At 63.0% G+C, this 26,003-nt stretch carries 26 protein-coding genes; 17 read left to right on the forward strand and 9 right to left on the reverse strand.

Annotation, left to right across the window (positions count from 1 at the left end; genetic code table 11):
• The first annotated feature begins 181 nt into the window (after nt 1-181).
• Both ACEWE8_RS12080 and ACEWE8_RS12085 read left to right on the forward strand, forming a co-directional pair.
• On the forward strand, nt 182-1,480 hold the full coding sequence (locus ACEWE8_RS12080) for a serine/threonine protein kinase (RefSeq protein ID WP_039603299.1): 1,299 nt from the start codon (nt 182-184) through the stop codon (nt 1,478-1,480).
• Nucleotides 1,473-2,297, forward strand: coding sequence for a VacJ family lipoprotein (locus ACEWE8_RS12085; protein WP_080952166.1), 825 nt, complete (start codon nt 1,473-1,475; stop codon nt 2,295-2,297). Before ACEWE8_RS12080 ends, ACEWE8_RS12085 begins: the two co-directional genes overlap by 8 nt.
• A gap of 153 nt (nt 2,298-2,450) precedes the next feature.
• Here ACEWE8_RS12085 and ACEWE8_RS12090 read toward each other — a convergent pair whose 3' ends face one another.
• The gene (locus ACEWE8_RS12090; protein ID WP_174142141.1) at nt 2,451-3,599 is read right to left on the reverse strand and encodes a patatin-like phospholipase family protein; all 1,149 of its coding nucleotides are present in this window, start codon (nt 3,597-3,599) and stop codon (nt 2,451-2,453) included.
• Nucleotides 3,600-3,665: 66 nt separating this feature from the next.
• Nucleotides 3,666-4,601 carry a lipid A biosynthesis lauroyl acyltransferase gene (locus tag ACEWE8_RS12095; protein ID WP_046787407.1) on the reverse strand — a complete coding sequence of 312 codons (936 nt, stop codon included), beginning with the start codon at nt 4,599-4,601 and terminating at the stop codon, nt 3,666-3,668.
• Nucleotides 4,602-4,712: 111 nt separating this feature from the next.
• Here ACEWE8_RS12095 and minC point away from each other — a divergent pair, with 111 nt between their 5' ends.
• From minC to ACEWE8_RS12130, 7 genes are all read left to right on the forward strand, one after another.
• Nucleotides 4,713-5,465: a septum site-determining protein MinC gene (gene minC / locus ACEWE8_RS12100; protein ID WP_046787408.1), complete on the forward strand. Its 753-nt coding sequence runs from the start codon at nt 4,713-4,715 to the stop codon at nt 5,463-5,465.
• Nucleotides 5,466-5,565: 100 nt separating this feature from the next.
• Nucleotides 5,566-6,378, forward strand: a complete 813-nt coding sequence (minD, locus tag ACEWE8_RS12105) for a septum site-determining protein MinD (RefSeq protein WP_046787409.1) — start codon at nt 5,566-5,568, stop codon at nt 6,376-6,378.
• Nucleotides 6,379-6,381: 3 nt separating this feature from the next.
• Entirely contained in the window at nt 6,382-6,636 is a 255-nt protein-coding gene (minE, locus tag ACEWE8_RS12110; protein WP_012313197.1) for a cell division topological specificity factor MinE, read from the forward strand.
• A 75-nt stretch (nt 6,637-6,711) separates the two neighbouring features.
• Nucleotides 6,712-7,347 (forward strand): RluA family pseudouridine synthase, encoded by a 636-nt coding sequence (locus tag ACEWE8_RS12115; protein ID WP_012313196.1) that lies wholly within the window; start codon nt 6,712-6,714, stop codon nt 7,345-7,347.
• 123 nt (nt 7,348-7,470) lie between these two features.
• A complete protein-coding gene (locus ACEWE8_RS12120) occupies nt 7,471-8,760 on the forward strand; it encodes a M18 family aminopeptidase (RefSeq protein WP_039603106.1) in 1,290 nt (429 codons plus the stop codon).
• Between the two features lie 180 nt (nt 8,761-8,940).
• On the forward strand, nt 8,941-9,108 hold the full coding sequence (locus ACEWE8_RS12125; RefSeq protein ID WP_012313193.1) for a hypothetical protein: 168 nt from the start codon (nt 8,941-8,943) through the stop codon (nt 9,106-9,108).
• Between the two features lie 44 nt (nt 9,109-9,152).
• On the forward strand, nt 9,153-11,309 hold the full coding sequence (locus ACEWE8_RS12130) for a mechanosensitive ion channel family protein (RefSeq protein ID WP_046787410.1): 2,157 nt from the start codon (nt 9,153-9,155) through the stop codon (nt 11,307-11,309).
• Nucleotides 11,310-11,327: 18 nt separating this feature from the next.
• Here the strand turns inward: ACEWE8_RS12130 and ACEWE8_RS12135 are convergent, their stop codons facing one another.
• On the reverse strand, nt 11,328-12,041 hold the full coding sequence (locus ACEWE8_RS12135; protein ID WP_046787411.1) for a UTRA domain-containing protein: 714 nt from the start codon (nt 12,039-12,041) through the stop codon (nt 11,328-11,330).
• A gap of 341 nt (nt 12,042-12,382) precedes the next feature.
• On the opposite strand from ACEWE8_RS12135, the gene ACEWE8_RS12140 reads away from it, so the two are divergent.
• From ACEWE8_RS12140 to ACEWE8_RS12165, 6 genes are all read left to right on the forward strand, one after another.
• Nucleotides 12,383-13,447, forward strand: coding sequence for an ABC transporter substrate-binding protein (locus ACEWE8_RS12140; protein WP_046787412.1), 1,065 nt, complete (start codon nt 12,383-12,385; stop codon nt 13,445-13,447).
• 109 nt (nt 13,448-13,556) lie between these two features.
• Nucleotides 13,557-14,363, forward strand: a complete 807-nt coding sequence (locus tag ACEWE8_RS12145; RefSeq protein ID WP_046787413.1) for an alkaline phosphatase family protein — start codon at nt 13,557-13,559, stop codon at nt 14,361-14,363.
• On the forward strand, nt 14,360-15,199 hold the full coding sequence (locus tag ACEWE8_RS12150; protein ID WP_039602573.1) for an ABC transporter permease subunit: 840 nt from the start codon (nt 14,360-14,362) through the stop codon (nt 15,197-15,199). Before ACEWE8_RS12145 ends, ACEWE8_RS12150 begins: the two co-directional genes overlap by 4 nt.
• A complete protein-coding gene (locus tag ACEWE8_RS12155) occupies nt 15,189-15,995 on the forward strand; it encodes an ABC transporter permease (protein ID WP_046787414.1) in 807 nt (268 codons plus the stop codon). The genes ACEWE8_RS12150 and ACEWE8_RS12155 overlap by 11 nt, the downstream gene beginning before the upstream one ends.
• A 1-nt stretch (nt 15,996) precedes the next feature.
• On the forward strand, nt 15,997-16,986 hold the full coding sequence (locus tag ACEWE8_RS12160) for an ABC transporter ATP-binding protein (RefSeq protein WP_046787415.1): 990 nt from the start codon (nt 15,997-15,999) through the stop codon (nt 16,984-16,986).
• Between the two features lie 13 nt (nt 16,987-16,999).
• Nucleotides 17,000-17,653 carry an HAD family hydrolase gene (locus tag ACEWE8_RS12165; protein ID WP_395589309.1) on the forward strand — a complete coding sequence of 218 codons (654 nt, stop codon included), beginning with the start codon at nt 17,000-17,002 and terminating at the stop codon, nt 17,651-17,653.
• Nucleotides 17,654-17,749: 96 nt separating this feature from the next.
• Here ACEWE8_RS12165 and ACEWE8_RS12170 read toward each other — a convergent pair whose 3' ends face one another.
• Nucleotides 17,750-18,712, reverse strand: coding sequence for an NAD(P)H-quinone oxidoreductase (locus ACEWE8_RS12170; protein ID WP_046787416.1), 963 nt, complete (start codon nt 18,710-18,712; stop codon nt 17,750-17,752).
• Between the two features lie 142 nt (nt 18,713-18,854).
• On the opposite strand from ACEWE8_RS12170, the gene ACEWE8_RS12175 reads away from it, so the two are divergent.
• A complete protein-coding gene (locus ACEWE8_RS12175) occupies nt 18,855-20,936 on the forward strand; it encodes a carboxy terminal-processing peptidase (protein ID WP_012313183.1) in 2,082 nt (693 codons plus the stop codon).
• 95 nt (nt 20,937-21,031) lie between these two features.
• On the opposite strand, the gene ACEWE8_RS12180 is transcribed toward ACEWE8_RS12175, so the two are convergent.
• The 4 genes from ACEWE8_RS12180 to ACEWE8_RS12195 form a co-directional block, all read right to left on the reverse strand.
• Nucleotides 21,032-21,400, reverse strand: coding sequence for a hypothetical protein (locus ACEWE8_RS12180; RefSeq protein WP_012313182.1), 369 nt, complete (start codon nt 21,398-21,400; stop codon nt 21,032-21,034).
• Nucleotides 21,397-21,735, reverse strand: a complete 339-nt coding sequence (locus tag ACEWE8_RS12185; protein ID WP_046787417.1) for a helix-turn-helix transcriptional regulator — start codon at nt 21,733-21,735, stop codon at nt 21,397-21,399. Before ACEWE8_RS12185 ends, ACEWE8_RS12180 begins: the two co-directional genes overlap by 4 nt.
• Nucleotides 21,736-21,835: 100 nt before the next feature.
• Nucleotides 21,836-22,276, reverse strand: a complete 441-nt coding sequence (locus ACEWE8_RS12190; RefSeq protein ID WP_012313180.1) for a YkvA family protein — start codon at nt 22,274-22,276, stop codon at nt 21,836-21,838.
• Nucleotides 22,277-22,555: 279 nt separating this feature from the next.
• Nucleotides 22,556-23,320, reverse strand: a complete 765-nt coding sequence (locus ACEWE8_RS12195; protein ID WP_012313179.1) for an FKBP-type peptidyl-prolyl cis-trans isomerase — start codon at nt 23,318-23,320, stop codon at nt 22,556-22,558.
• 361 nt (nt 23,321-23,681) lie between these two features.
• On the opposite strand from ACEWE8_RS12195, the gene ACEWE8_RS12200 reads away from it, so the two are divergent.
• Nucleotides 23,682-25,004, forward strand: coding sequence for a hypothetical protein (locus tag ACEWE8_RS12200; RefSeq protein ID WP_046787418.1), 1,323 nt, complete (start codon nt 23,682-23,684; stop codon nt 25,002-25,004).
• 63 nt (nt 25,005-25,067) lie between these two features.
• Here ACEWE8_RS12200 and pcaQ read toward each other — a convergent pair whose 3' ends face one another.
• Nucleotides 25,068-26,000: a pca operon transcription factor PcaQ gene (pcaQ, locus tag ACEWE8_RS12205; RefSeq protein WP_046787419.1), complete on the reverse strand. Its 933-nt coding sequence runs from the start codon at nt 25,998-26,000 to the stop codon at nt 25,068-25,070.
• Between the last annotated feature and the right edge of the window lie 3 nt (nt 26,001-26,003).

Here is a 26,003-nt window from a genome sequence, read left to right on the forward strand (position 1 = left end):
AGCAGTAATCGAAACAAGCCATGATCGCCCAAGGCCGGTTGTAAGGCAAAATCACAATCTGCAGCTATGTTGCAGATAACAAGCACACCAAAGGCCACCGCACTTGGCAACTTTGCCAAGGCACCTGTGGTCCTAGCCTGCGTAGCGCAGTACCTTGCTCGCGTTCTTTCTGGGGGATTACATGCTTCGATATTGGCGCCTAGCCGCCCTTCTTGGCGGCCTGCTCATGGCTGTGGCCGCTTCTGCGCGCGACATCGACGCCGCAACCTACGGCTTCCCCTTGACCAACCCGTTCGAGGCGACGATCGCCACGACGCCGCCCGATCAGCGCCCGACGCTGCCCAGCGACGACGAGATCGACCAGAGCGACTACAGCCTCAATTTGCGCCCGGAGCGTGAATTCACCCTGCCCGACAACTTCTGGGCAGTGAAAAAGCTCAAGTACCGCCTGGCTCGCCAGGACCATGAAGCGCCGCTGATCTTCATCATCGCCGGCACCGGCGCGCCGTATTCGAGCACCATCAACGAATACCTGAAAAAACTGTTCTACCAGGCCGGTTACCACGTGGTTCAGCTGTCGTCGCCGACCAGCTACGACTTCATGAGCGCCGCCTCGCGCTTCGCCACCCCGGGCATCAGCCGGGAAGACGCCGAAGACATGTACCGTGTGATGCAAGCCGTACGTGCCCAGCACCCGCGCCTGCCGATCAGCGAGTACTACCTCACCGGCTACAGCCTGGGTGCGCTGGACGCGGCGTTCGTCAGCCACCTGGATGAAACCCGCCGCAGCTTCAACTTCAAGCGTGTGCTGCTGCTCAACCCGCCGGTCAACCTGTACACCTCGATCAACAACCTCGACAAACTGGTGCAGACCCAGGTCAAAGGCATCGACCGCAGCACCACGTTCTATGAGCTGATGCTGGAAAAGCTCACCCGCTATTTCCAGGACAAGGGCTACATCGACCTCAACGAGGCGCTGCTGTATGACTTCCAGCAGTCGCGCCAGCACCTGTCCAACGAACAGATGGCGATGCTGATCGGCACCTCGTTCCGCTTCTCGGCGGCCGACATCGCCTTCACGTCGGACCTGATCAACCGCCGTGGCCTGATCATCCCGCCGAAGTACCCGATCACCGAGGGCAGCAGCCTTACGCCGTTCTTCAAGCGTGCCCTGCAGTGCGACTTCGACTGTTACATGACCGAGCAGGTGATCCCGATGTGGCGCGCCCGCACCGACGGCAACAGCATCCTGCAACTGGTCAACCAGGTGAGCCTGTACGCGCTGGAGGACTACCTGCGCGACAGCCCGAAAATCGCCGTGATGCACAATGCCGATGATGTCATCCTCGGCCCTGGCGATATCGGCTTCCTGCGCAAGGTGTTCGGCGAGCGCCTGACCCTGTACCCCCATGGCGGCCATTGCGGCAACCTCAACTACCGCGTCAACAGCGACGCCATGCTGGAGTTCTTCCGTGGTTAACAAATTCCTCTTCGCCACCGCCCTGCTGGTTGCCGGCAATGCCCTGGCCGCGGAAACCGCGCCGCGCACCAGCGTGATCGAGTCCGATCCTCAAGTAACCGCCGAACCCTTGGCCCCCGAAGCCGACGGCTTCACCGACCCGCTGCGCGAGCTGAAATTCAACCCAGGCCTGGACCAGCGCGAATTCGAGCGCTCCACCCTGGCGGCGCTCAACATATACGACCCGCTGGAGTCGCTGAACCGGCGCATCTACCACTTCAACTACCGCCTGGACCAGTGGGTGCTGCTGCCGCTGGTGGGTGGCTACCAGTACGTGACGCCCAGGTTCGTGCGCACCGGGGTGAGCAATTTCTTCAATAACCTGGGCGATGTGCCGAACCTGTTCAACAGCGTGCTGCAGCTCAAGGCCAAGCGTTCGGCAGAGATCACCGCACGGCTGATGTTCAATACCATCATCGGTGTGGGTGGGCTATGGGACCCGGCGACCAAGATGGGCCTGCCGCGCCAGAGCGAGGATTTTGGCCAGACGTTGGGGTTCTATGGCGTGCCTGATGGGCCATACATCATGCTGCCGGTGCTTGGGCCGTCCAATTTGCGCGATACCACCGGGGTGGTGGTGGATTACGCTGGCGAACAGGCGATCAATTACCTGAACATGGCCGAGGTCAGCACCGATCATCCGGAAATCTTCCTGCTGCGCGCGGTGGACAAGCGCTACACCACCAAATTCCGCTATGGCCAGCTCAACTCGCCGTTCGAGTACGAGAAGGTTCGGTATGTGTACACCCAGTCGCGCAAGCTGCAGATTGCCGAGTAACGTGCTGCTTGCACAACCGCTGTAGGAGCGGCCTCGTGTCGCGAAAGGGCCGCACAGCGGCCCCAGGTTTTCAGCGGCGCTGCAACTATCGATGGGGCCGCTTTGCGGCCCTTTCGCGACACAAGGCCGCTCCTACGCGCCGCGTAGGTTCGATTACACCCCCAGAAACTGCTCCAGCTCCCGCCGCTTGGCCAGCGCATCCCGCCGCCCCAGCTCGATCAGCTCGCTGCAATAGCTGGCTTCGAACAGCAAGTAGCTCAACACCCCCGCCCCGCTGGTCCGCGTCGCCCCCGGCCCGCGCAGGAACAAGCGCAGCGCTGCCGGCAGCTCGCGCCGATGCCGTGCGGCAATTTCGTCCAGCGGCTGGCTGGGCGCCACCACCAGCACCTCGATCGGCGCCAGGCCCAGGCGTCGCGCATCCAGGTGGGCGGGCAGCAGGCGGCTGAGGTGGTTCAAACGCTGCAACAGCTCGATATCGCCTTCCAGGCTGTCGATGAACGTGCTGTTGAGCATGTGCCCGGCGATCTGCGCCAGGCTTGGCTGATGGCCACTGAACACGCGCTGGGTCGGCAGCGGCGGCGCTGGCCGCTGCGGGTTGCCGCTGACGCCGACCACCAGCACGCGGCTGGCACCCAGGTGCAGGGCCGGGCTGATCGGCGCCGACTGGCGAACCGCGCCGTCGCCGTAGTACTCATCGCCGAGCCGCACCGGGGCGAACAGCAGCGGGATGGCCGAGCTGGCCAGCAGGTGGTCAACGGTCAAGGGCGTGGGCACACCGAGCCGGCGGTGGCGCAGCCAGGCGTCGATGGTGCCGCGGCCTTGGTAGAAGGTCACCGCCTGGCCAGACTCGTAGCCGAATGCGGTTACCGCCACCGCGCGCAGCTGCTCGCTGGCCAAAGCATGGGTAATGCCATCGAGGTCGATGTGCGACTGCAACAGGCCGCGCAGCGGGCTGCTGTCGAGCAGGGCAACCGGTGCCTGGCCACCCAGCCCCAGCAGGTTGTGGCCGACAAAGCGGCTGGCCTGGCGGATTACACCGGGCCAGTCGCTGCGCAACACCAGGTGGCTGCCCAGGTTCTGCCAGAAGGCGGTGAGCCTTTGCACTGCCTCGCTGAAGCGCATTGCGCCACTGGCCAGGGTCACGGCATTGATGGCGCCGGCCGAGGTACCGACGATCACCGGGAAGGGGTTGGCTGCGCCGGCAGGCAGCAGCTCGGCGATGCCGGCCAGAACGCCGACCTGGTAGGCGGCGCGGGCGCCGCCGCCAGAGAGGATCAGGCCGGTAGTCGGGGGTGGGGCCATGTCTTGCTCCCTGGATCTCTTACCGCCAGTGCTGGCCTCATCGCCGGCAGGCCGGCGCCCACATGATCAGCGCTTTTTCTTGTCATACAGCCGCGGCGCACCTTCAGGCCGCGACTTGAAGCGCCGGTGCGCCCACAGGTATTGCTCCGGGCACTCGCGCAACACGCCTTCGATCCACTGGTTGATGCGCAGGCAATCGGCCTCTTCGCTTTCACCGGGGAAGCCTTCCAGCGGCGGGTGGATCACCAGGCGATAGCCACTGCCATCCTCCAGGCGCTTCTGGGTGAAGGGAATGACCTGCGCCTTGCCCAGGCGGGCGAACTTGGTGGTGGCGGTAACCGTAGCCGCCTGGATGCCGAACAACGGCACGAACAGGCTTTGCTTGGCGCCGTAGTCCTGGTCGGGCGCATACCAGATGGCGCGGCCGGCACGCAGCAGCTTGAGCATGCCGCGCACGTCTTCACGCTCCACCGCCAGCGAATCGAGGTTGTGGCGCTCACGGCCGCTGCGCTGGATGAAGTCGAACAGCGGGTTGCCATGCTCGCGGTACATGCCGTCGATGGTGTGCACCTGGCCCAGCAACGCGGCGCCGATCTCCAGGGTGGTGAAATGCACGGCCATGAGGATCGCGCCCTGCCCGGCCTGCTGCGCAGCTTGCAGGTGCTCGAGGCCTTCGATGTGCGCCAGGCGCGCCAGCCTGGCCTTGGGCCACCACCAGCTCATGGCCATTTCGAAGAAGGCGATGCCGGTGGAGGCGAAATTCGCCTTCAACAAACGGCGCCGTTCGTCGACGGACATCTGGGGGAAACACAGTTCCAGGTTGCGTGCAGCGATGCGTCGGCGCTCACCGGCCACCCGGTACATCAGCGCGCCCAGGGCAGCGCCAAGCCACAACAGGGCGCGGTAGGGCAACTGCACCACCAGCCACAGCAGGCCCAGGCCCAGCCACAGGCCCCAGAACCTGGGGTGAAGGAAATAGGGACGAAAACGCGGGCGTTCCATTGAAGCTTCCGGTAAGTCAAAGGCCGAGCATTCTACATCGGATCGGCGCCGGTTGCGGCCAACCGGTCTTATCGTTATAAGTCAGGGCACTTTTTCCGCAACAAGCCGTCTATGCAGACCATGAGCCCAAACCACACACCCGACACCGCATCCGTGTTCCAGCTCAAGGGCAGCATGCTCGCCATCACTGTGCTGGAGCTGGGGCGCAACGACCTTGAAGCCCTCGACCGCCAGCTGGCGGCGAAAGTGGCCCAAGCCCCCAATTTTTTCAGCAACACACCGTTGGTGCTGGCGCTGGACAAGCTGCCGGCCGACGAAGGGGCGATCGACCTGCCCGGGCTGATGCGCATCTGCCGTCACCACGGCCTGCGAACCCTGGCGATCCGTGCAAACCGCATCGAGGACATCGCTGCCGCGATCGCCATCGACCTGCCGGTATTGCCGCCCTCCGGCGCCCGTGAGCGGCCGCTGGAGCCGGAGCCGGAAGTGAAAAAGCCCGAGCCGGCGCCGGCGCCCGCTGCAGAGCCGGAAATCCGCCCGACCCGGATCATCACTTCGCCTGTACGTGGCGGCCAGCAGATCTATGCTCAGGGTGGCGACCTGGTGGTCACAGGCTCTGTGAGCCCGGGTGCGGAACTTCTGGCCGATGGCAACATCCATGTGTACGGCGCCATGCGCGGCCGCGCCCTGGCCGGCATCAAAGGCAACACCAAGGCCCGTATCTTCTGCCAGCAGATGACCGCCGAAATGGTCTCCATCGCTGGCCAGTACAAGGTCTGCGAGGACCTGCGCCGCGACCCGCTGTGGGGCGGCGGCGTGCAAGTCAGCCTGTCCGGTGACGTGTTGAACATCACCCGTCTTTAACGGATACTTGCCGTCATTTTTAGAGCAACTTTTTTACCTGTTGCCGTTTTTTTGCATTTTGCTGGGACGCCTGTCCCGACTTATTTAGGGGTGAAACACCTTGGCCAAGATTCTCGTCGTTACTTCCGGCAAGGGGGGTGTGGGCAAGACCACCACCAGCGCCGCCATCGGCACCGGCCTCGCACTGCGCGGCCACAAGACGGTCATCGTCGACTTCGACGTGGGCCTGCGTAACCTCGACCTGATCATGGGCTGCGAGCGCCGCGTGGTTTACGACTTCGTCAACGTGGTCAACGGCGAAGCCAACCTGCAGCAGGCCCTGATCAAGGACAAGCGCCTTGAGAACCTGTATGTGCTGGCCGCCAGCCAGACCCGCGACAAGGACGCACTGACCCAGGAAGGCGTCGAAAAGGTACTGATGGAACTGAAAGCACAGTTCGAGTACGTCATCTGCGACTCGCCGGCGGGTATCGAGAAAGGCGCGCACCTGGCCATGTACTTCGCCGACGAAGCCATCGTCGTGACCAACCCTGAAGTGTCTTCGGTACGTGACTCCGACCGTATGCTGGGCATCCTGTCGAGCAAGTCGCGCCGCTCTGAAAACGGCGAAGAGCCGATCAAGGAGCACCTGCTGATCACCCGTTACCACCCCGAGCGTGTCGTCAAGGGCGAAATGCTGAGCGTGGCCGACGTGGAAGAGATCCTGTCGATCAAGCTCAAGGGTGTGATCCCGGAGTCGCAGGCGGTACTCAAGGCGTCCAACCAAGGTATCCCGGTCATTCTCGATGATCAGAGCGATGCTGGCCAGGCCTACAGCGACGCGGTCGACCGCCTGCTGGGCAAAGAGAAGCCGATGCGCTTCATCGATGTACAGAAGAAGGGATTCTTCGAGCGCATTTTCGGGAGCAAATAAACCATGAACCTTTTTGACTTCTTTCGTGGCAGACAGAAACAGACCAGTGCGTCGGTGGCGAAAGAGCGTCTACAGATCATCGTGGCGCATGAGCGCGGCCAGCGCAGCGAACCGGACTACCTGCCGGCCCTGCAAAAAGAGCTGCTCGAGGTGATCCGCAAGTATGTGAACATCGGCAGCGATGATGTGCACATCGAACTGGAAAACCAGGGCAGTTGCTCGATTCTGGAGCTGAACATCACCTTGCCCGATCGCTGATACAGCGAACGGGCTTGATCATTGGGGCTGCTTTGCGGCCCCAATGGTTTTCCCCGATTTGACCGAGAACCCGCAATGCCGCTGTCGAACGTCCAGATCCTTCATGAAGACGCCGCCATCCTGGTGGTCAACAAGCCGACCCTGCTGCTGTCGGTGCCAGGCCGCGCCGATGACAACAAGGACTGCCTGATCACCCGCCTGCAGGAAAACGGCTACCCGGATGCGCTGATCGTCCACCGCCTGGACTGGGAAACCTCCGGCATCATCCTGCTGGCCCGCGATGCCGACAGCCACCGCGAGCTGTCGCGCCAGTTCCACGACCGCGAGACCGAGAAGGCCTACACCGCACTGTGCTGGGGCCAACCGGCGCTGGACAGCGGCAGCATCGATTTGCCCCTGCGCTACGACCCGCCCACCAAGCCCCGCCATGTGGTGGACCATGAGCAAGGCAAACACGCCCTGACCTTCTGGCGCATCCTCGAGCGTTGCGGCGACCACTGCCGGGTGGAGCTGACGCCGATCACCGGCCGTTCGCACCAGTTGCGCGTGCACATGCTGTCGATCGGGCACCCGCTGCTCGGTGACCGTTTGTATGCCAACCCCGAGGCGCTGGCGGCACATGAGCGGTTGTGCCTGCATGCGGCCATGTTGAGCTTCACCCACCCGGTTTCCGGTGAGCGGCTGAAGTTCGAGTGCCCTGCACCTTTTTAAGCTGCAAGCTTCAAGCGACAAGCTGCAAGAAAAGCCAGAACAGATCGCGTTGCAGCTTGCTCCGCGGCCTGCTCTTGCTTGAAGCTTGCAGCTTGCGGCTTGAAGCTCGAATTGGAGTGAGTTATGCGCGAAGCACTGAACACCGGCCTGATCGATTTTCTCAAGGCCTCCCCTACGCCCTTCCACGCCACCGCCAGCCTGGCCCTGCGCCTCGAAGCGGCCGGCTACCAGCGCCTGGACGAGCGTGACAGTTGGGCCACGGTGCCTGGCGGCCGCTATTACGTCACCCGCAACGATTCTTCGATCATCGCCATCAACCTGGGCAAGCAAGCGCCGCTGCTGGGTGGCATTCGCATGGTCGGTGCGCACACCGACAGCCCGTGCCTGCGGGTCAAGCCGCAGCCGGAGCTGCAGCGCCAAGGGTTCCTGCAGTTGGGTGTGGAAGTGTACGGCGGCGCCCTGCTGGCGCCGTGGTTCGACCGTGACCTGTCACTGGCCGGCCGCGTGACCTTCCGGCGTGATGGCAAGGTCGAAAGCCAGCTGATCGACTTCAAGCTGCCGATCGCCATCATTCCCAACCTGGCGATCCACCTCAACCGCACTGCCAACGAAGGCTGGCAGATCAACCCGCAGAACGAACTGCCACCAATCCTGGCCCAGGTGGCCGGCGACGAGCGCATCGACTTCCGCGCCCTGCTCACCGAGCAGCTTGCCCGTGAACACCAGCTCAACGCCGACGTGGTGCTGGACTACGAGCTGAGCTTCTACGATACCCAGGACGCCGCACTGATCGGCCTGAACGGTGACTTCATCGCCGGGGCGCGCCTGGACAACCTGCTGTCGTGCTACGCCGGCCTGCAGGCGCTGCTGGCCGCTGACAGTGACGAAACCTGCGTGCTGGTGTGCAACGACCACGAAGAAGTCGGCAGCTGCTCGGCCTGCGGCGCCGACGGCCCGATGCTCGAGCAGACCCTGCAGCGCCTGCTGCCGGACGGCGACACTTACGTGCGTACCATCCAGCGCTCGCTCATGGTCTCGGCCGACAATGCCCACGGGGTGCACCCCAACTACGCCGACAAGCATGACGGCAACCACGGACCCAAGCTCAATGCAGGGCCGGTGATCAAGGTCAACAACAACCAGCGCTACGCTACCAACAGCGAAACTGCCGGCTTCTTCCGCCACCTGTGCATGGCCGAAGAAGTGCCGGTGCAGAGCTTCGTGGTGCGCAGCGACATGGGCTGCGGCTCGACCATCGGCCCGATCACTGCCAGCCACCTGGGCGTGCGCACGGTCGATATCGGCCTGCCGACCTTTGCCATGCACTCGATACGTGAACTGTGCGGCAGCCAGGATCTGGCGCACCTGGTGAAGGTGTTGACCGCGTTCTACCGCAGCCGCGAACTGCCCTGAGCCTGTTCTGGCCCTATCGCCGGCAGGCCGGCCCCCACACTGACAGCAGCGCTGCCGAACCTGTGGGGGCCGGCTTGCCGGCGATAGGGCCGGTACTGACAACCAACTGCCCAGGGTCAATCCCGCTTCGCTTGCCACCCGCTATGCTTAAGGCATGCCCCACGCAAAAGGATTGCAGCCATGTCCCCCTTCCTGTCCCTGTTCGTCCCCGTGTTCGGGTTCCTGATGCTGCTGACCATCGGCTTCAGCCTGCGTGAGCGCGACGTCGGTGTGCTGATGATGTGGATCGGCACCTTGGGCATCTTCGGCCTCACCTGCTGGAAGATCCTGGAGAAACTCCCCACATAAACCTCTACACTCGGCCAATCGTTTGACCTGAGGTAGATTTCCCGGTGCCAGCCCTCCTGCGTTGCCTTGCCCTGCTGCTGTTTCTGTTCATCTCCCCGGTACAGGCCGCCGGCCTGCCTGGCCTGCTTGGCTCCAGTGCGCCGGCCCAGCCAGAAGCCACCGAGCCCTTGGGCAAATCGCTGGACGAGGTGATCAAAAACCTGGAGAACGACCAGCAACGCGCCAAGCTGCTGGCCGACCTGAAGAAGCTGCGCGATGCCACCAAGCAGTCGCAACCCACCGTCGAGCAGGGCGTGCTGGGCCTGATCGGCGGTGCGCTGCATGATTTCGAGAAGCAGTTCAGCGGCGACGCCAGCCCGTTCCAGCGGTGGGCGCTGGAAATCGACCAGGCCCAGGCGGAGCTGGCTGAACTGGTGGTGCCCGTGCACCAGTGGCCGGCGATCCTGTTCGGCTTTGCCGCGATCATCGCCGTGTGGAGCCTGCTGGCCTATGCATTCAACTGGATCGGCCACCGGGTGCGTGTGCGCTTCGGCCTGACCGAGGAGTTGCCACAGCACCCGCGCACCTGGGACCTGGTGCGCTTCGCCCTGCGCAAGCTGGGGCCGTGGCTGGTGGCGCTGGTGTTCACGGTGTACCTGAGCTTTGCCCTGCCCTCCTCGCTTGGCAAGTCCATGGCCATGGTGCTGGCCTATGCGCTGGTGGTAGGCACCTGCTTTTCGGCCATCTGCGTGATCGCCTTCTCGCTGCTCGACGGCCCGCACCGCCACCGCGCGCTGCACATCCTGCGCCACCAGGCATTTCGGCCGCTGTGGCTGATCGGCAGCTTCGCCGCCTTTGGCGAAGCGATGAGCGACCCGCGCCTGACCGTCGCCCTTGGTACACATCTGGCGCACGCCCTGGCCACCCTGGCCAATGTGATCGCCGCGCTGTGCACCGGGCTGTTCACCCTGCGTTTCCGCCGCCCGATCGCCCACCTGATCCGCAACCAGCCACTGTCGCGGCGCCTGACCCGGCGCACCCTGAGCGACACCATCGAAATCCTTGGCAGCTTCTGGTACATACCGGCGATGATCCTGGTGGCGATCTCGCTGTTCGCCACCTTCGTGTCGGCCGGCGACACCAGCACCGCGCTGCGCCAGTCACTGATGTGCACGGTGCTGGTGGTGGTGTGCATGGTGCTCAATGGCCTGGTGCGCCGCCACGCCGCCAACCCCAAGCGCGCCAACAAGCGGCAAGCGGTATACACAGAGCGCCTGCGCAACTTCGGTTATGTGCTGGTGCACCTGTTCATCTGGCTGGTGTTCATCGAGCTGGGGCTGCGCGTTTGGGGCCAGTCGATGATCAGCTTCGCCGAAGGTGAGGGCCATGAAGTCAGCCTGCGCCTGTTGGGCCTGGCCGGCACGCTGATTGTCGCCTGGCTGGTGTGGATACTGGCCGACACGGCCGTGCACCACGCCCTGGTGCGTTCACGCCGGGGCCTGGCCAACGCCCGCGCGCAAACCATGATGCCGCTGATCCGCAACGTGATGTTCGTGGTGATCTTCATCATTGCGCTGATCGTCGCCCTGGCCAACATGGGCATGAACGTCACGCCGCTGCTGGCCGGTGCCGGGGTGATCGGCCTGGCCATCGGTTTTGGCGCGCAGTCGCTGGTGGCCGACCTGATCACGGGCCTGTTCATCATCATCGAAGACTCCCTGGCCATCGACGACTATGTCGATGTGGGTGGCCACCTGGGCACCGTTGAAGGCCTGACCATCCGCACCGTGCGCCTGCGCGACATCGATGGCATCGTGCACACCATCCCGTTCAGCGAGATCAAGAGCATCAAGAACTACTCGCGCGAGTTCGGCTATGCGATCTTCCGTGTGGCCATCCCGCACAGCATGAACATCGACCAGGCCATCACGCTGATCCGCGAAGTGGGGCAGAAACTGCGCAACGATCCACTGATGCGCCGCAATATCTGGTCACCCCTTGAGCTGCAAGGGGTAGAAAGTTTCGAGTCTGGTTCGGCGATTCTGCGGGCACGCTTCAAGACCGCACCCATCAAGCAATGGGAAGTGTCGCGGGCGTTCAACCTGGCCTTGAAGCGCCAGCTAGATGCAGCCGGGCTGGACCTGGCGATGCCACGCTTGTCGGTACAGGTGGTGACGGCGGGTGGCGGCGCGATGGCAGAGGCCGGCGGGACCACCGATTAGGCCCATCGCCAGCAGCCGCTATCCGGCCTGGGCGCGGATGCGGATCGCATCATGGCGCCAATACTCAAGGTCACAGTCGATCAGGTGCCCATGCTGGTCACTGTTGACCCGGGTGATATGCAGCCCCGGGCTGCCGGTGGATACCTTCAAGGCTGCGGCCGCAGCCACGGGTAACGCCGTGGGCAGGATTTCAAAGCACACCTGCCCGTAGCGGATGCCGTAGACCCGCCCATAAATCTCGGTCAGCGACTGCGCCAGGTCATGTTCGAGGATGTCGGGGAAGTAACGCGGGTTGAGGTAATGCTCGGCATACAGCACCGCCCGCCCATCGATACGCCGCAACCGGCAGATGCGTATCACGCTGGACAGCGCCGGCAGGTGCAGACGCGCGCAAATGGCCGCCGATGCCGGCTGCAACCGGGCCGAAAGCAGTTCGGTACTGGCCACCCGCCCCTGGTCCCGCACCATCGCGTGAAAGTGGCTACGCTCGATCAGGTCGTAGGTCAGCCGCTCGGGGGCGACGAACCAGCCGCGCCGCTCTTCGCGGTAGATCAGCCCTTGGGCTTCCAGCTGCACCAGCGCCTCACGCAGGGTGATACGCGTGGTATCGAACACCTCGCTGAGTTTGCGCTCGGCCGGCAGCTTGCCGCCCGGCGCCAGCAGGCCGTGCTCGATCTGCTCCTGCAAGGCATGGCAGATGGCTGTTACCGCACGCGGTGGCGTCGACTGCATCAAGGGTTACCTATCTGGACTAGTCCAGCCCCAGAACAGGGCACTTGGAGAATAGTGCAAGCCTAGGCAGGGCTGATGAACATGCTGTGACAAAGCAGCTGTACACACTTCATCAGAGCACTGCCAGATTCGGGCCAAGCCTTATGAATCGGGGCTTGCGATCTGGTCTACGCTGTATTCGCAGGAGGCGGCAGCACCTGGTTCAACCCTTCCCTTACATCAAATTGTCACGCAACCGGCCTACCTTGGCGCAAGGTTTGCTGACCTAGACCAAAGGTTAGCCAAGCAAGGCTTCACTCATAACAACGATCGCGCAAGGCACCCACCCAAAGGAGCTTCGGATGAAAAAGTTGTTCATGGCGTCACTGCTCGGCTCGGCCATGGCCCTGTGTACCTCGGCCATGGCCGCCGGCACCGACCTCAAGGCCCTGGAAGACGCTGCCCGCAAGGAGGGCACGATCAACAGCGTGGGCATGCCCGATGCCTGGGCCAACTGGAAAGGCACCTGGGAAGACCTGGCCAGCAAGTACGGCCTCAAGCACACCGACACCGACATGAGCTCGGCCCAGGAAATCGCCAAGTTCGATGCCGAGAAGGACAACGCCAGCGCCGATATCGGTGACGTCGGTGCCGCCTTCGGCCCGATTGCCGTGGCCAAGGGCGTTAGCCAGCCGTACAAACCGAGCACCTGGGACCAGGTACCGGGCTGGGCCAAGGACAAGGATGGTCACTGGGCGCTGGCCTATACCGGTACCATCGCCTTCATCATCAACAAGGACCTGGTGAAGGAAGAGGAACGCCCTAAAACCTGGCACGACCTGGAAAAAGGCAAGTACAAGGTCGCCATCGGCGATGTCAGTACTGCCGCCCAGGCCGCCAACGGCGTGCTGGCCGCAGCCATCGCCTACAAGGGCGATGAGAGCAACGTCGCCCCGGGCCTTCAGCTGTTCACCAAGCTGGCCCAGCAGAAGCGCCTGTCGCTGGCCAACCCGACCATACAGACCCTGGAGAAAGGCGAGGTCGAAGTGGGCGTGGTGTGGGACTTCAACGGCCTGAGCTACCGCGACCAGATCGACCCGAAACGCTTCGAAGTGCTGATCCCCTCGGACGGGTCGGTCATCTCCGGCTACACCACCATCATCAACAAGTACGCCAAAAACCCCAATGCAGCCAAGCTTGCGCGTGAGTACATCTTCAGCGATGCCGGGCAGATCAACCTGGCCAAGGGGCATGCCCGGCCGATCCGCGCCGAGCACCTGAAACTGCCCGCGGACGTGCAGGCCAAGCTGCTGCCTAACGAGCAGTACGGCGCTGCGCAGCCGATCAAGAAACCCGAAGTGTGGGAAGCGACCTCGAAAAAGCTGCCGCAGATGTGGCAGGAGCAAGTCATCATCGAGATGGAATGAAGAAGCTTCAAGCTGCAAGCTGCAAGCTACAAGTGCAAGCAGGTGATCGACATGCCGGCTCGTTCTTGCAGCTTGTAGCTTGAAGCTTGCAGCTCCACAGGGAGCCACCATGCAACACAATGTCATCCTGGTCCTGCTCGACGGCCTCAACCACCAGGTGGCCCATCACGCCATGGGCCACCTGCACGCTTACGTCGAAGCCGACCGTGCCGCGCTGTACCGCGTGGAATGCGAGCTGCCGTCGCTGTCCCGGCCGCTGTACGAGTGCATCCTCACCGGCGTGGCGCCGATCGACAGCGGCATCGTGCACAACAACGTCAACCGCCTGTCCAACCAGCGCAGCGTGTTCCACTACGCCCGCGAGGCCAACCTGGGCACTGCTGCGGCGGCTTATCACTGGATGAGCGAGTTGTACAACCGCTCGCCCTTCGACCCGCAGCGCGACCGCCATACCCACGCGCCGAAGCTGCCGATCCAGCATGGCCTGTTCTATTGGGACGACCGCTACCCCGACTCGCACCTGCTGGCCGACGCCGAGTACCTGCGCCGCCGCCATGCGCCGAACTTTTTGCTGGTGCACCCGATGAGCATCGACGACACCGGCCACCGCCACGGCCTGGACAGCAGCCAGTACCGCAACGCTGCGCGCAGCGCCGACATCCTCTTGGCCGACTACCTGCCGCACTGGCTCGAAGAGGGCTACCAGGTACTGGTCACCGCCGACCACGGCATGAACAACGACCGCTCGCACAACGGCCTGCTGGCCGAAGAGCGCGAAGTGCCGCTGTTCGTGTTTGGCGACGCCTTCAGCCTCGACCCGGCCGCCAAGCCGCTGCAAACCGAGCTGTGTGGCACCATCTGCGAGTTGCTGGGCGTTGCCCACGACAAGACCGTCTGCCGGGAGCTGCTCAAGTGAATGCCGGCGCCCGCGGGCGCTACCTGGCCCTGCTCTGCCTGCTGCCGTTCGCTGTGTTCTTCGTCATCTTCCAGATCGCCCCGCTGGCCTGGGTGGCCATCAACAGCGTGCAGTCGGAAGCGGGCTGGGGGCTGGCCAACTTCAGCAAGGTGTTCGCCTCGAAGTTCTACCTGCAGGCACTGCAACGCAGCCTGGAAATCAGCTTCTGGTCGAGCCTGTTCGGCATCATCATCGCCACCCTCGGTGCTTACTCGCTGCGCCAGGTGGATTCGCGCCTGCGCGACTTCGTCAGCGCTTTCGCCAACATGACCAGCAATTTCGCCGGCGTGCCGCTGGCCTTCGCGTTCATCATCCTGCTCGGTTTCAACGGGGCGCTGACCCTGCTGCTCAAGCAGGTTGGCCTGCTGGAAGACTTCAGCATCTACTCCAAAAGCGGCCTGATCCTGGTCTACACCTACTTCCAGATCCCCCTGGGCGTACTGCTGCTCTACCCGGCCTTCGATGCCCTGCGCGAAGACTGGCGCGAATCGGCCGCGTTGCTGGGCGCCAGCCACTGGCAATACTGGCGGCACATCGGCCTGCCAGTGCTGACCCCGGCCCTGCTCGGTACCTTCGTCATTCTGCTGGCCAATGCCCTGGGCGCGTATGCCACGGTGTATGCGCTGACCACCGGCAACTTCAACGTGCTGCCGATCCGCATCGCCGGCCTGGTGGCCGGTGACATCAGCCTGGACCCCAACCTGGCCAGCGCGCTGGCCATGGTGCTGGTGGGCTTGATGACGGTGGTCACGGTCGTCCATCAATGGCTGCTGAAACGGAGCTACCATGCACGCTAACCGCTCAACCAGGCCGAGCGCCGGCAGCCTCTATCACCGCGCCGTGGTGTACCTGCTGTTTCTCATTCTGCTGCTACCACTGGCCGGCACCCTGCTCTACTCGCTGGCCACCAGCTGGTCAGCCAGCCTGCTGCCCAGCGGCCTGACCTTCAAGTGGTATGTGGCGCTGTGGGGCGAGCCGCGCTTTCTGGCGGCCTTCGGCCAGTCGCTGCTGGTGTGCGTGGGCGCGCTGCTGCTGTCGGTGGTGCTGATCCTGCCACTGCTGTTCGTGGTGCACTACCACTTCCCCAGGCTCGACGCACTGATGAACATCCTCATCCTGCTGCCGTTCGCGGTACCGCCGGTGGTGTCCTCGGTGGGCTTGCTGCAGCTGTACGGCAGCGGGCCTATGGCCATGGTCGGCACGCCGTGGATCCTGATCGGCTGCTACTTCACCATCGCCCTGCCGTTCATGTACCGGGCGATCACCAACAACTTGCAGGCGATCAACCTGCGCGACCTGATGGACGCCGCCCAGCTGCTCGGCGCCAGCACTTGGCAGGCGGCGTTCCTGGTGGTGCTGCCCAACCTGCGCAAAGGCCTGATGGTGGCGCTGCTGCTGTCGTTCTCGTTCCTGTTCGGCGAGTTCGTGTTCGCCAACCTGCTGGTCGGCACGCGCTACGAGACCCTGCAGGTGTACCTGAACAACATGCGCAACAGCAGCGGCCACTTCAACAGCGCACTGGTGATCTCGTACTTCGCCTTCGTGCTGGTACTGACCTGGGTCGCCAACCGCCTGAACAAGGACAAGACCTGACATGAGCTTCGTCAGCGTACAGAAACTGCACAAACGCTATGGCGGCACCCCGGTGTTCGAAAACATCGACTGCCAGATCGAACGCGGCGAGTTCGTCACCCTGCTCGGCCCTTCCGGCTGCGGCAAGTCCACCCTGCTGCGCTGCATCGCCGGGCTGACCCCGGTGGACGGCGGGCAGATCCTGCTCGACGGCCAGGACATCGTGCCGCTGAGCCCGCAAAAGCGCGGCATCGGCATGGTGTTCCAGAGCTATGCGCTGTTCCCCAACATGACCGTGGAGCAGAATGTCGCCTTTGGCCTGCGCATGCAGAAGGTCAAGGCCAGTGACACTCAAGTACGTGTGCGCGAGGCGCTGGAACTGGTGGAACTGGGCAGTTTTGCCGGGCGCTACCCGCACCAGCTGTCCGGTGGCCAGTGCCAGCGGGTGGCTCTGGCCCGCTCGCTGGTCACCCGGCCACGCCTGCTGCTGCTCGACGAGCCGCTGTCGGCGCTGGATGCGCGTATTCGCAAGCACCTGCGCGAGCAGATCCGCGCCATCCAGCGCGAACTGGGGCTGACCACCATCTTCGTTACCCATGACCAGGAAGAGGCGCTGACGATGTCTGATCGCATCTTCCTGATGAACCAGGGGCGCATCGTGCAGAGCGGCGACGCCGAAACCCTGTACACGGCCCCGGTGGACCTGTTTGCCGCCGGCTTCATCGGCAACTACAACCTGCTCGACCCGGACAGTGCCAGCCGCCTGCTGCAACGCCCGGTGGCCAGCCGCCTGGCGATTCGCCCCGAGTCGATCACCTTGAGCCGCGATGGCGAACTGGACGGCGAAGTGCGCAGCCACAGCCTGCTGGGCAATGTGATCCGCTACCGGGTACGGGTTCGTGACGTGGAGCTGGTGGTGGATGTGCTCAATCGCTCATCGGCCGACCTGCACGCGGACGGCCAGCGGGTATCCTTGTCGATCGACCCCACGGCGCTACGGGAAGTGGCCTAAGGAGATTCAACGCATGGCACTGGCAATTTTCGATCTGGATGAAACCCTGATCCATGGCGACTGCGCGTCGCTGTGGAGCGAGCAAATGGCGCGGCTGGGCTGGGTCGACGGCAAGGAGTTCCTGCGCCGCGACCATGCCCTGATGGAGGCCTACGGCAAAGGCCACCTGCAGATGGAAGAGTACATGGCCTTCAGCCTGGAGCCGATTGCCGGGCGTACGCTGGAAGAGGTCGAGCACCTGGTGGAGCCATGGGTGGAGGATGTCATCGAGCCGATCATTTTCGGTGATGCCTGCCGCTGCATCGCCGAGCATCGCAAGCGTGGCGACCGCATCCTGATCATTTCCGCCTCGGGCACTCACCTGGTCGGGCCGATTGCGGCGCGGTTAGGGGTGGACGAGTACCTGGCGATCGAGCTGGAGGCTGTGAACGGGGTGTATACCGGGAAGACCCATGGGGTGCTGGCTTACCGGGAGGGCAAGATCACCCGCTTGCTGGAGTGGCTGGACCAGGAGCAGGAAAACCTGGAGGGGGCGAGTTTCTATTCCGATTCGCGCAACGACCTGCCGTTGTTGCTCAAGGTGGACCATCCGCATGTGGTGAACCCGGATGCGGTGCTGCGCGAGCATGCCGAGAAGAATGGCTGGCCGATACTGAGCTGGTCTTGACGGCCACGGGGGCGCTTTGCGCCCCTTTCGCGACACAAGGCCGCCCTGTAGGTGCGGCCTTGTGTCGCGATGGGCTGCAAGGCAGCCCCGGCAATCTCACGCCAGGCTAGCGTCGATCACCATCACCAGCTTGCCCGACACCTGATTGCTCTCAAGCTCGGCATACGCTGCCTGGGCGAATTCGACCGGGTAGGTGTCCACCAGCTGTGGCGACAAGCGCTTTTCGGTGAACAGCGGCCACACCTGCTGCTGCAGCTCACGCAGCAGCTCGGCCTTGAACCCGTCATCACGGTTGCGCAAGGTGGAACCGGTGATTTCCAGGCGCTTGCCCAGCACCTGCGCCAGGTCCAGTTCAACCGTGCGCCCGCCCATCAGGCCGATGATCACCCAGCGCCCATCGCGTGCCAGCAACTTGAGGTTGAGCTGCCCGTAACTGGCACCCACCGGGTCGAGAATCACGTCGAACGGGCCCATGCCCTCCAGCGCTTCCAGGTTTTCGTTGCGCACCACTCCGCCCGTCGCGCCCAGGGCCTGGCAGTACGCCAGGCGGTCCTGCGAGCCAACGCTGACGTACACCGGGTTGCCGAACGCCTTGCACAACTGAATGGCTGCCGAGCCGACACCGCTGGCACCGGCGTGTACCAGCACCTTCTCGCCGGCCTTCACCGCACCGAGCTGGAAAATGTTCAACCACGCGGTGGCGTAGACCTCGGGCAGTGCTGCTGCCTCGTGCAGGCTCAGGCCTTCGGGCACCGGCAGCACATGGCGGGCATCGACCACCACTTCCTCGGCCATGGCCCCGCTGGCCAGCAGCGCGCACACCCGGTCGCCTACCCGCCAGTCGGCGCCTGGCCCCACTTCTTCCACTACCCCGGCGCATTCCAGGCCCATGTACGGGCTGGCACCGGGTGGTGGCGGATAAAGGCCCTTCATCTGCAACAGATCGGCCCGGTTCAGGCCCGCCGCAGCCACGCGGATGCGTACCTGGCCGGCATCCAGGGCTGGGCGCTCGGCCTCGACCCACTCCACATGTCCGTCTTCGCCTTGCAATGCCTTCACAGTGCCTCCATAGTTGATTGACATGACTGAGCCTGGGGTATCCACGCCCCTGGCTTTTTGCAGTATTTGTCCGGCTCCATGGAACCGGCAACGGAAAAGACGGCCTACTATGCGTGATCAATTGCCTCCACGTCGAATCAGCATGAAGCATTTCCTCCCAAGCACCGCCCTGGCCCTGATGATCGGCCTGGGCAGCCTCACGCTCGGCGGCAATGCGGCGGCCGCCAACAAATGGGACAGCCTGCAGCCGGACCGTGACGAAATCGTCGCCAGCCTCAACGTGGTTGAGTTGCTCAAACGCCACCATTACAGCAAGCCGCCGCTCGATGACGCCCGCTCGGTGATCATCTACGACAGCTATATCAAGCTGCTCGACCCTGCGCGCAGCTACTTCACTGCGGCCGACATTGCCGAGTTCGACAAGTGGAAGAGGCAGTTCGACGACTTCCTCAAAAGCGGCAACCTCGACCCGGGCTTCACCATCTACAAGCGCTACCTGGACCGCGTCAAGCAACGCCTGGACTTCGCCCTGGCCGAGCTGAACAAGGGCGTCGACAAGATGGACTTCACCGCCAAGGAAACCTTGCTCATCGACCGCAAGGACGCCCCGTGGCTGAAGAACCAGGCCGAGCTGGACGACCTGTGGCGCAAGCGCGTCAAGGACGAGGTGCTGCGCCAGAAGATCGCCGGCAAAGAGCCCAAGCAGATCCAGGAAACCCTGACCAAGCGTTACAAGAACCAGCTGTCGCGCCTGGACCAGACCCGTGCCGAAGACATCTTCCAGGCCTACATCAATACCTTCGCCCAGTCCTACGACCCGCACACCAACTACCTGTCGCCGGACAACGCCGAAAACTTCGACATCAACATGAGCCTGTCGCTCGAAGGCATCGGCGCGGTGCTGCAGAGCGACAATGACCAGGTCAAGATCGTGCGCCTGGTACCTGCCGGCCCTGCGGCCAAGACCAAGCAGGTGGCCCCGGCCGACAAGATCATCGGCGTCGCCCAGGGCAACAAGGAAATGGTCGACGTGGTCGGCTGGCGCCTGGACGAAGTGGTCAAGCTGATCCGTGGCCCGAAAGGCTCGGTTGTGCGCCTGGAGATCATCCCGGCCAGCAATGCCCCGAGCGACCAGACCAGCAAAGTGGTGTCGATCACCCGCGAGGCGGTCAAGCTTGAAGAGCAGGCGGCCAAGAAGTCGGTGCTCAAACTCAAGCAGGCTGGCCGTGACTACAAGCTGGGCATCATTGAAATCCCGGCCTTCTACCTGGACTTCAAGGCTTACCGAGCCGGGGACCCGGAGTACAAGAGCACCACGCGCGACGTGAAAAAGCTGCTCACCGAACTGCAAAAGGAAAAAGTCGACGGCGTGGTCATCGACCTGCGCAACAACGGCGGCGGTTCCCTGCAAGAAGCCACCGAGCTGACCAGCCTGTTCATCGAGAAAGGCCCCACGGTGCTGGTTCGCAACAGCGATGGCCGGGTTGACGTGCTAGAAGACGAAAACCCTGGCGCCTTCTACAAAGGCCCCTTGGTGCTGCTGGTCAACCGCCTCTCGGCCTCGGCCTCGGAAATCTTCGCCGGCGCCATGCAGGATTACCACCGCGCCCTGATCATAGGCGGCCAGACCTTCGGCAAAGGCACCGTACAGACCATCCAGCCGCTCAACCATGGCGAGCTGAAACTGACCCTGGCCAAGTTCTACCGGGTGTCCGGGCAGAGCACCCAGCATCAGGGCGTGCTGCCAGACATCGACTACCCGTCGATCATCGACACCAAGGAAATCGGTGAAAGCGCCCTGCCCGAGGCCATGCCGTGGGACACCATCCGCCCGGTGGTCAAGCCGGCGGCCGACCCGTTCAAGCCCTTCCTGGCGCAGCTCAAGGCCCAGCATGAAGCGCGCAGCGACAAGGACGCGGAGTTCACCTATATCCGTGACCGCCTGGCACTGACCCAGAAGCTGATGAACGAGAAAACCGTCAGCCTCAACGAGCAGGACCGCCGTGCCCGCCACGATGAGATCGAGGCCAAACAGCTGGCGCTGGAAAACATCCGCCGCAAGGCCAAGGGTGAAGAGCCGCTGAAGGAACTGAAGAAAGAGGACGAGGACGCCCTGCCGACCGAGGATGAAAACACCAAGCCCGAAGACGACGCTTACCTGTCCGAGACCGGTCGCATCCTGATCGACTACCTGAGTGCCAGCACCAAGGTGGCCAAGCAGTAATCAGTCAGCGCTGATGTGAAACAGAAGTGCCCGGCCCCTTCTGTTTTCGGTGTGTGGCGTTGGTGGGAGTTTGGCGGGGCAGGTCTATCGGCCTGTCAGGCAATCTCCGGGTAGGCGTACTCGAATACCCGCACAACTTCCGAAGCATGCCACGACGCTGCCTCCATGCCGTCGACCGGCCCGGAGAAGCGCCCAAGGCGCTCCACACATTCGAAGAAGCCGGTACGCGGCAGGCGGCTGGCGCCCTGGCTGATCACCAGCGAGCTGCGCAGCGGCTGCTCGGCACGGGCATCGAGCACCGCCAGGTATTCAAGCGCTGCAGTCAGCGTCTGCATGGCCGGGCTGGGCAATTGCAAACGCTCGATCAGCGCGCGGTAAGTCAGCAAATGCCGTTGACGGCGGGCCAGGTCAAGCTCATCCAGCAAGCTTTGCCAATGCTGACGGCTGATCCTGACCTGGCTCATGACGGCTCGCTCCAGCCCGCCACACCCAAGTGCCAGGCCAGGGCACGGCGGATCGCCGCATCCGGCTGGCGTTCACCCGACTCGATCATCGCCAGGTAGGCGGGGCTTACACCCACATTTCGCGCCAATTGCTCTGGCGCAATGCCTTTGGCCTCACGCAGCTGCGCCACTTCGCTGAAGGCGGGCAAACTGGCGCTTGCCGCACTGTGATCGCTGGTTTCGCCAACCGCCTCGGCAGGCGCCTGGCCGGCCGCCTTGAGCAGCGCCTGATACTGCTCCCAGGGAACGACTGCGTACTCGGGCTGACCGTCCCGGCTAATGACCTGAATACCCATTACAACCCCCTTACGTAGGATTACCGCATGTAATCCGTAGGCATAACCCTTATGCCAATTATATTACCAAGCCCGGGGGTCTGTGGGGATCTGCTCGATTTCAGTGCGTTTTACGCTCCAGGCGCAAAGCTTCAGGGGTGTCGGGCAAGCGCTCGACCACGCGCAGGCGCTCGGGTGCCTGGCTGTCGCGCCAGGCCTTGAAACGCGCCAGCTCATCGGAGACGGTCTTCAGCACCCAGCCGAGCACGGCGATATCATCGAGAAAGCCTACGCCCAGCAGCCAGTCGGGGATGGCATCGATGGGGCTGACGAAGTACAGCAGGCCGGCGACGATGGTCACCAGTGCCTTGGGGCTGATCGCCCGGTACTCGCCACGCCACCAGGCCAGGCACAGCGACTGCAACAGCTTGATGTCTTCACGCAACTGGCCCAGGCGCGGGCCTTTGCGGGCCACGGCGAACAGCAAAGCCGGCAAGCGGCCACGGCTAAGCAGGCGCTCGGCCAAGGGCAGGAAGCGGGCGAAATTCCAGGGTGCGCTCATGTAGCCTCCAGCAGGGAGAGGTTATCCACATTTATTGTGGATAACCTTGTGAACAGGGCGAAGTTTCTGACGGCAGGTGCCTGTAAAGCAAGGGCCTCGGTCAGATCGGGCGTTTTTTACACAGTCGTTTCAGAACCGCAAACGATTTGCGTCAGAAGCCTCCTGCTTCTTCACACTGCCCTTTCTCGGACAATCTCCTGGCCACGAGGTTCGGCCCGATGCCTGATGCACAAACGACAACGCCCCGGCGAGCGGGGCGTTGTGCACTACCAGCCAGTATTACTTGGCAGGTGCTTCAGCCGGAGCTTCGGCAGGTGCCTGAGCTTCAGGCGCGTCGCCCTGCAGCTGGGCCGGGTCTTTGATGGCGATCAGTTCCAGGTCGAACACCAGGACCGAGTTGGCCGGGATCAGCGGGCTTGGGCTCTGTGCGCCATAGGCCAGCTCAGCCGGGATGAACAGTTTGTACTTCTCGCCAACGTGCATCAGTTGCAGGCCTTCGACCCAGCCTGGGATGACACCGCTGACCGGCAGGTCGATCGGGCTGCCACGCTCTACCGAGCTGTCGAACACCTTGCCATCGATCAGCTTGCCTTCGTAGTGGACAGTGACCACATCGGTCGGCTTGGGCTGCGGGCCGTCGGCCTTCTTGACCACTTCGTACTGCAGGCCCGAGGCGGTGGTGACCACACCTGGCTTCTTGGCATTTTCTTCGAGGAACTTCTTGCCTGCGGAGGCGGCTTCTTCGCTGGCCTTGGCCAGACGCTCCTCGGCGCGCTTCTGCAGCGAGGTGAAGGCTTCTACCAGCTCTTCGTCCTTGATGCGCTGTTCTTTCTTGCCAACGGCGTCTTCGATGCCGAGGGCGACGGCTTTGGAATCAAGGTCTTCCATGCCTTCCTGAGCCAGGCTCTTGCCCATGTTCAGGCCGATACCGTAGGAGGCTTTCTGTGCCGGAGTTTTCAGCTCGGGGCTGCTGGCCTGTTGATCACAGCCAGCCAGTACCAGGCCTACCAGGGCAACCGCAGCCGCCAAACGATGCTGTTTCATGCTATTTCCTTGTTCATGCGCCATATGGGCAATCAGGGTAAAGCCGCGAGCTTATCAGGCGGCCATTACCAATGGCTACCGGCATAAGAGCGGGTTTCATGGAGTAAGTTCACTCGACAACGCGCTTGCACACAACCTTACGGGCGTTTGGCCAGTATTGACCATATGCACAGCGGGCGCCCCTGCAAAACTGGCTCTTCCAGCGACCAGCCCCGCCCTGGCATTTCTGCCAGTAGCGCCGGATTCGAGCCTGGCCTCCAATGGCCCTGCAATGCATCCAGCCGCATCTGAGTGAGCCGCGATGGCTGATAACGGCGTGAAGCCTTGATGCCCAGCGGTCACTCATCACCAAGGAAAAGTCATGAACACTTCACGAAAGCCTGCCCGCTCAACCCGCGTGCCCCCAACCTTGGCCCAAGCATCCATGCAGTTGCCACAAGCTCCCATCGATGGTGCTTATGGCATCGATGGGATTGCCTACATCCTTGAAAAAAGCGCCGGGTCTCGTGCCGACAGCACTGCAATCATCAACAGCATGGTCACCGATGGACGCAGTTATGTAATCGGTGAAAGCTTCAACCCGAACACTGAGGACGCCAGGGTCTTCGTGGCTTGCCTGAAACAAAACGGAAAGCTGGATGGCAGCTTCAATGGCGATGGAATTTTCGATTTCAACAAGACTGCAAGCGCAGCCTATGAGGCACCCGAGAGCATCGCAGAAGATGATGCAGGTAATTTACTGATCGTTGTCCCGGTGCAGGGGGAGTCAGCCAGTCACCTTTGGAAACTGAATGCCGAAGGGCAACCGGATCTGACGTTTGGTGAGGGCAAGGGGTACGTTGCTACCCATGCATTGGTCAAGGAGGAACTGCTGCTGGAGCACCTGGCTTTGGCGAAAGACCATATTTTCGTCACAGGCTTGCGTCGCGGCCCACAGAAATTCGAACCGGTGGTGATCGGGCTGGACCGTGACGGCGCATTGCGCTTGGATTTTGGCGCTGATGGCATCCTCGATGTCAGCAAGCTGATTCCCGATACCCACTCACACATCATCGACGGCATTGCCAGTTTTACGCCCCCCTCAGGTTCGCAGCACCTTGTATTGGCCTTGTATCTGATGCAGGGGGAAGACGCGTATGGCGTCACCACAGCCTTGACCACCGACGGGAAAGTGGACAATGCCTTTGGCAACAATGGCCAGCACTGGTCCGCGCCATGGATCATCAATAACGGTTTTTCCGTAGACCCCGTCGCGGAACGAATCACTTTCTACGGGGAACTGTACGACCTCGATGAAGATATCAGCCACCCGACTGTTTACCGAATCGACTATTCGGGCATGCCGGCCAGTGAGTTCAACGGCGGCGAAGCGCTGGTGTTTGACCAACCGGGCGGTTGGTATGCGGGAGTAGAGACAGGCGATGGCCTGGTCGGCTACGGTAGTTTCTACACATATACGCTTGCCTTTAGCTTGACCTCGGATGGCACGTTTGACACCCGCTTCGTCCCGCCTCTCGGTTATGGCCAGGTCGGTGCTCAAGTGCCAGAGGATGGCTTCTATGCATCGGGATCGACGGTCACGCTCGATCCAGGCAACAAGCGCTTGTTGATCAATGGCCGTGACGAAGAGGCGCGAGGTTCCACTGTTCCTTGTGTGGTCGCGGTGTCTTTGCGAACCGCTTGATAACAGTTGGGACGTACACCACACGAGCGTTTCTGGGCCAGGAACGCTCGGCTACAACGAAGTTTACGGGTACAAACGCTCGCGATATTGCCCCGCCACTTCCCGCAATACATCGCACACCCACTGCCCCGGCAGGCTCAGCGCCAAGGCGGCATTGCGGCAGATGCCCACCGACCCGCCTGGCTCCCGCACCCCCAGATCGAGCTCGGCCAACTCACCGCGGCGCAGGTCAAGCAGCACCGCATCACGCGGCGCCACCCATACGGCATCACTGCCCAGCAGGTAGCGGCGGCTCAAGGCCAGCGAAAGGGTCTCCAGGCGCTGCGCCGGCAGTTGAATGCCGCATTGCACGAACAGGCTGTCGGCGTGCTGGCGAATGGTAGTGCCCGGTGGTGGGAGCACCAGTGGATAACGGCCAACGCGTGATCGGTCTACCTGCATACTGGCCAGCAAGGGGTGCCCGGGGCGCACGACCAGGGCCATCGACTCGCTGTACAGGTGTTCGAACGACAACCCCTGGATCTGTGGGCTGTCGGTCATGCGCCCGACCACCAGTTCCAGTTCGCCCAGGCGCAACTGGCCGAGCAACTGTGCACTGGCGCCGGTCACCACGCTGATCAGCAACGCTTCATGGCGTTGATGCAGGCGGCACAGCACCTCGGGCATCAGCAGGCCTTCGACCGTGGACAGCACGCCGATGCGCACCTGCGACGGCGCCCGCGCTTCACCGCGCAAGCTGCTCACGCCATCGCGCAGGGCCTGTACGCTGGGCCCGGCGTAATGCATGAAGCGGGTGCCGGCCGGGGTCAGCTCGACGCCCTGGCGGCTGCGCTCGAACAGGCGCGTCTCGAGCAGGTCTTCAAGCTCCTTGAGGGTCTTGGAAATTGCCGGCTGGCTGATCGCCAGAATGTCGGCGGCCCTGGCCAGGCTGCCCTGCCGGGCAATCTCCAGGAAGCACAGCAGGTGGCGGTACTTAATGCGGGTGTCGAGGTTCATGCG

The organism is Pseudomonas sp. TR47 (genome assembly GCF_044143025.1).
GTDB classification, from domain to species: domain Bacteria; phylum Pseudomonadota; class Gammaproteobacteria; order Pseudomonadales; family Pseudomonadaceae; genus Aquipseudomonas; species Aquipseudomonas putida_E.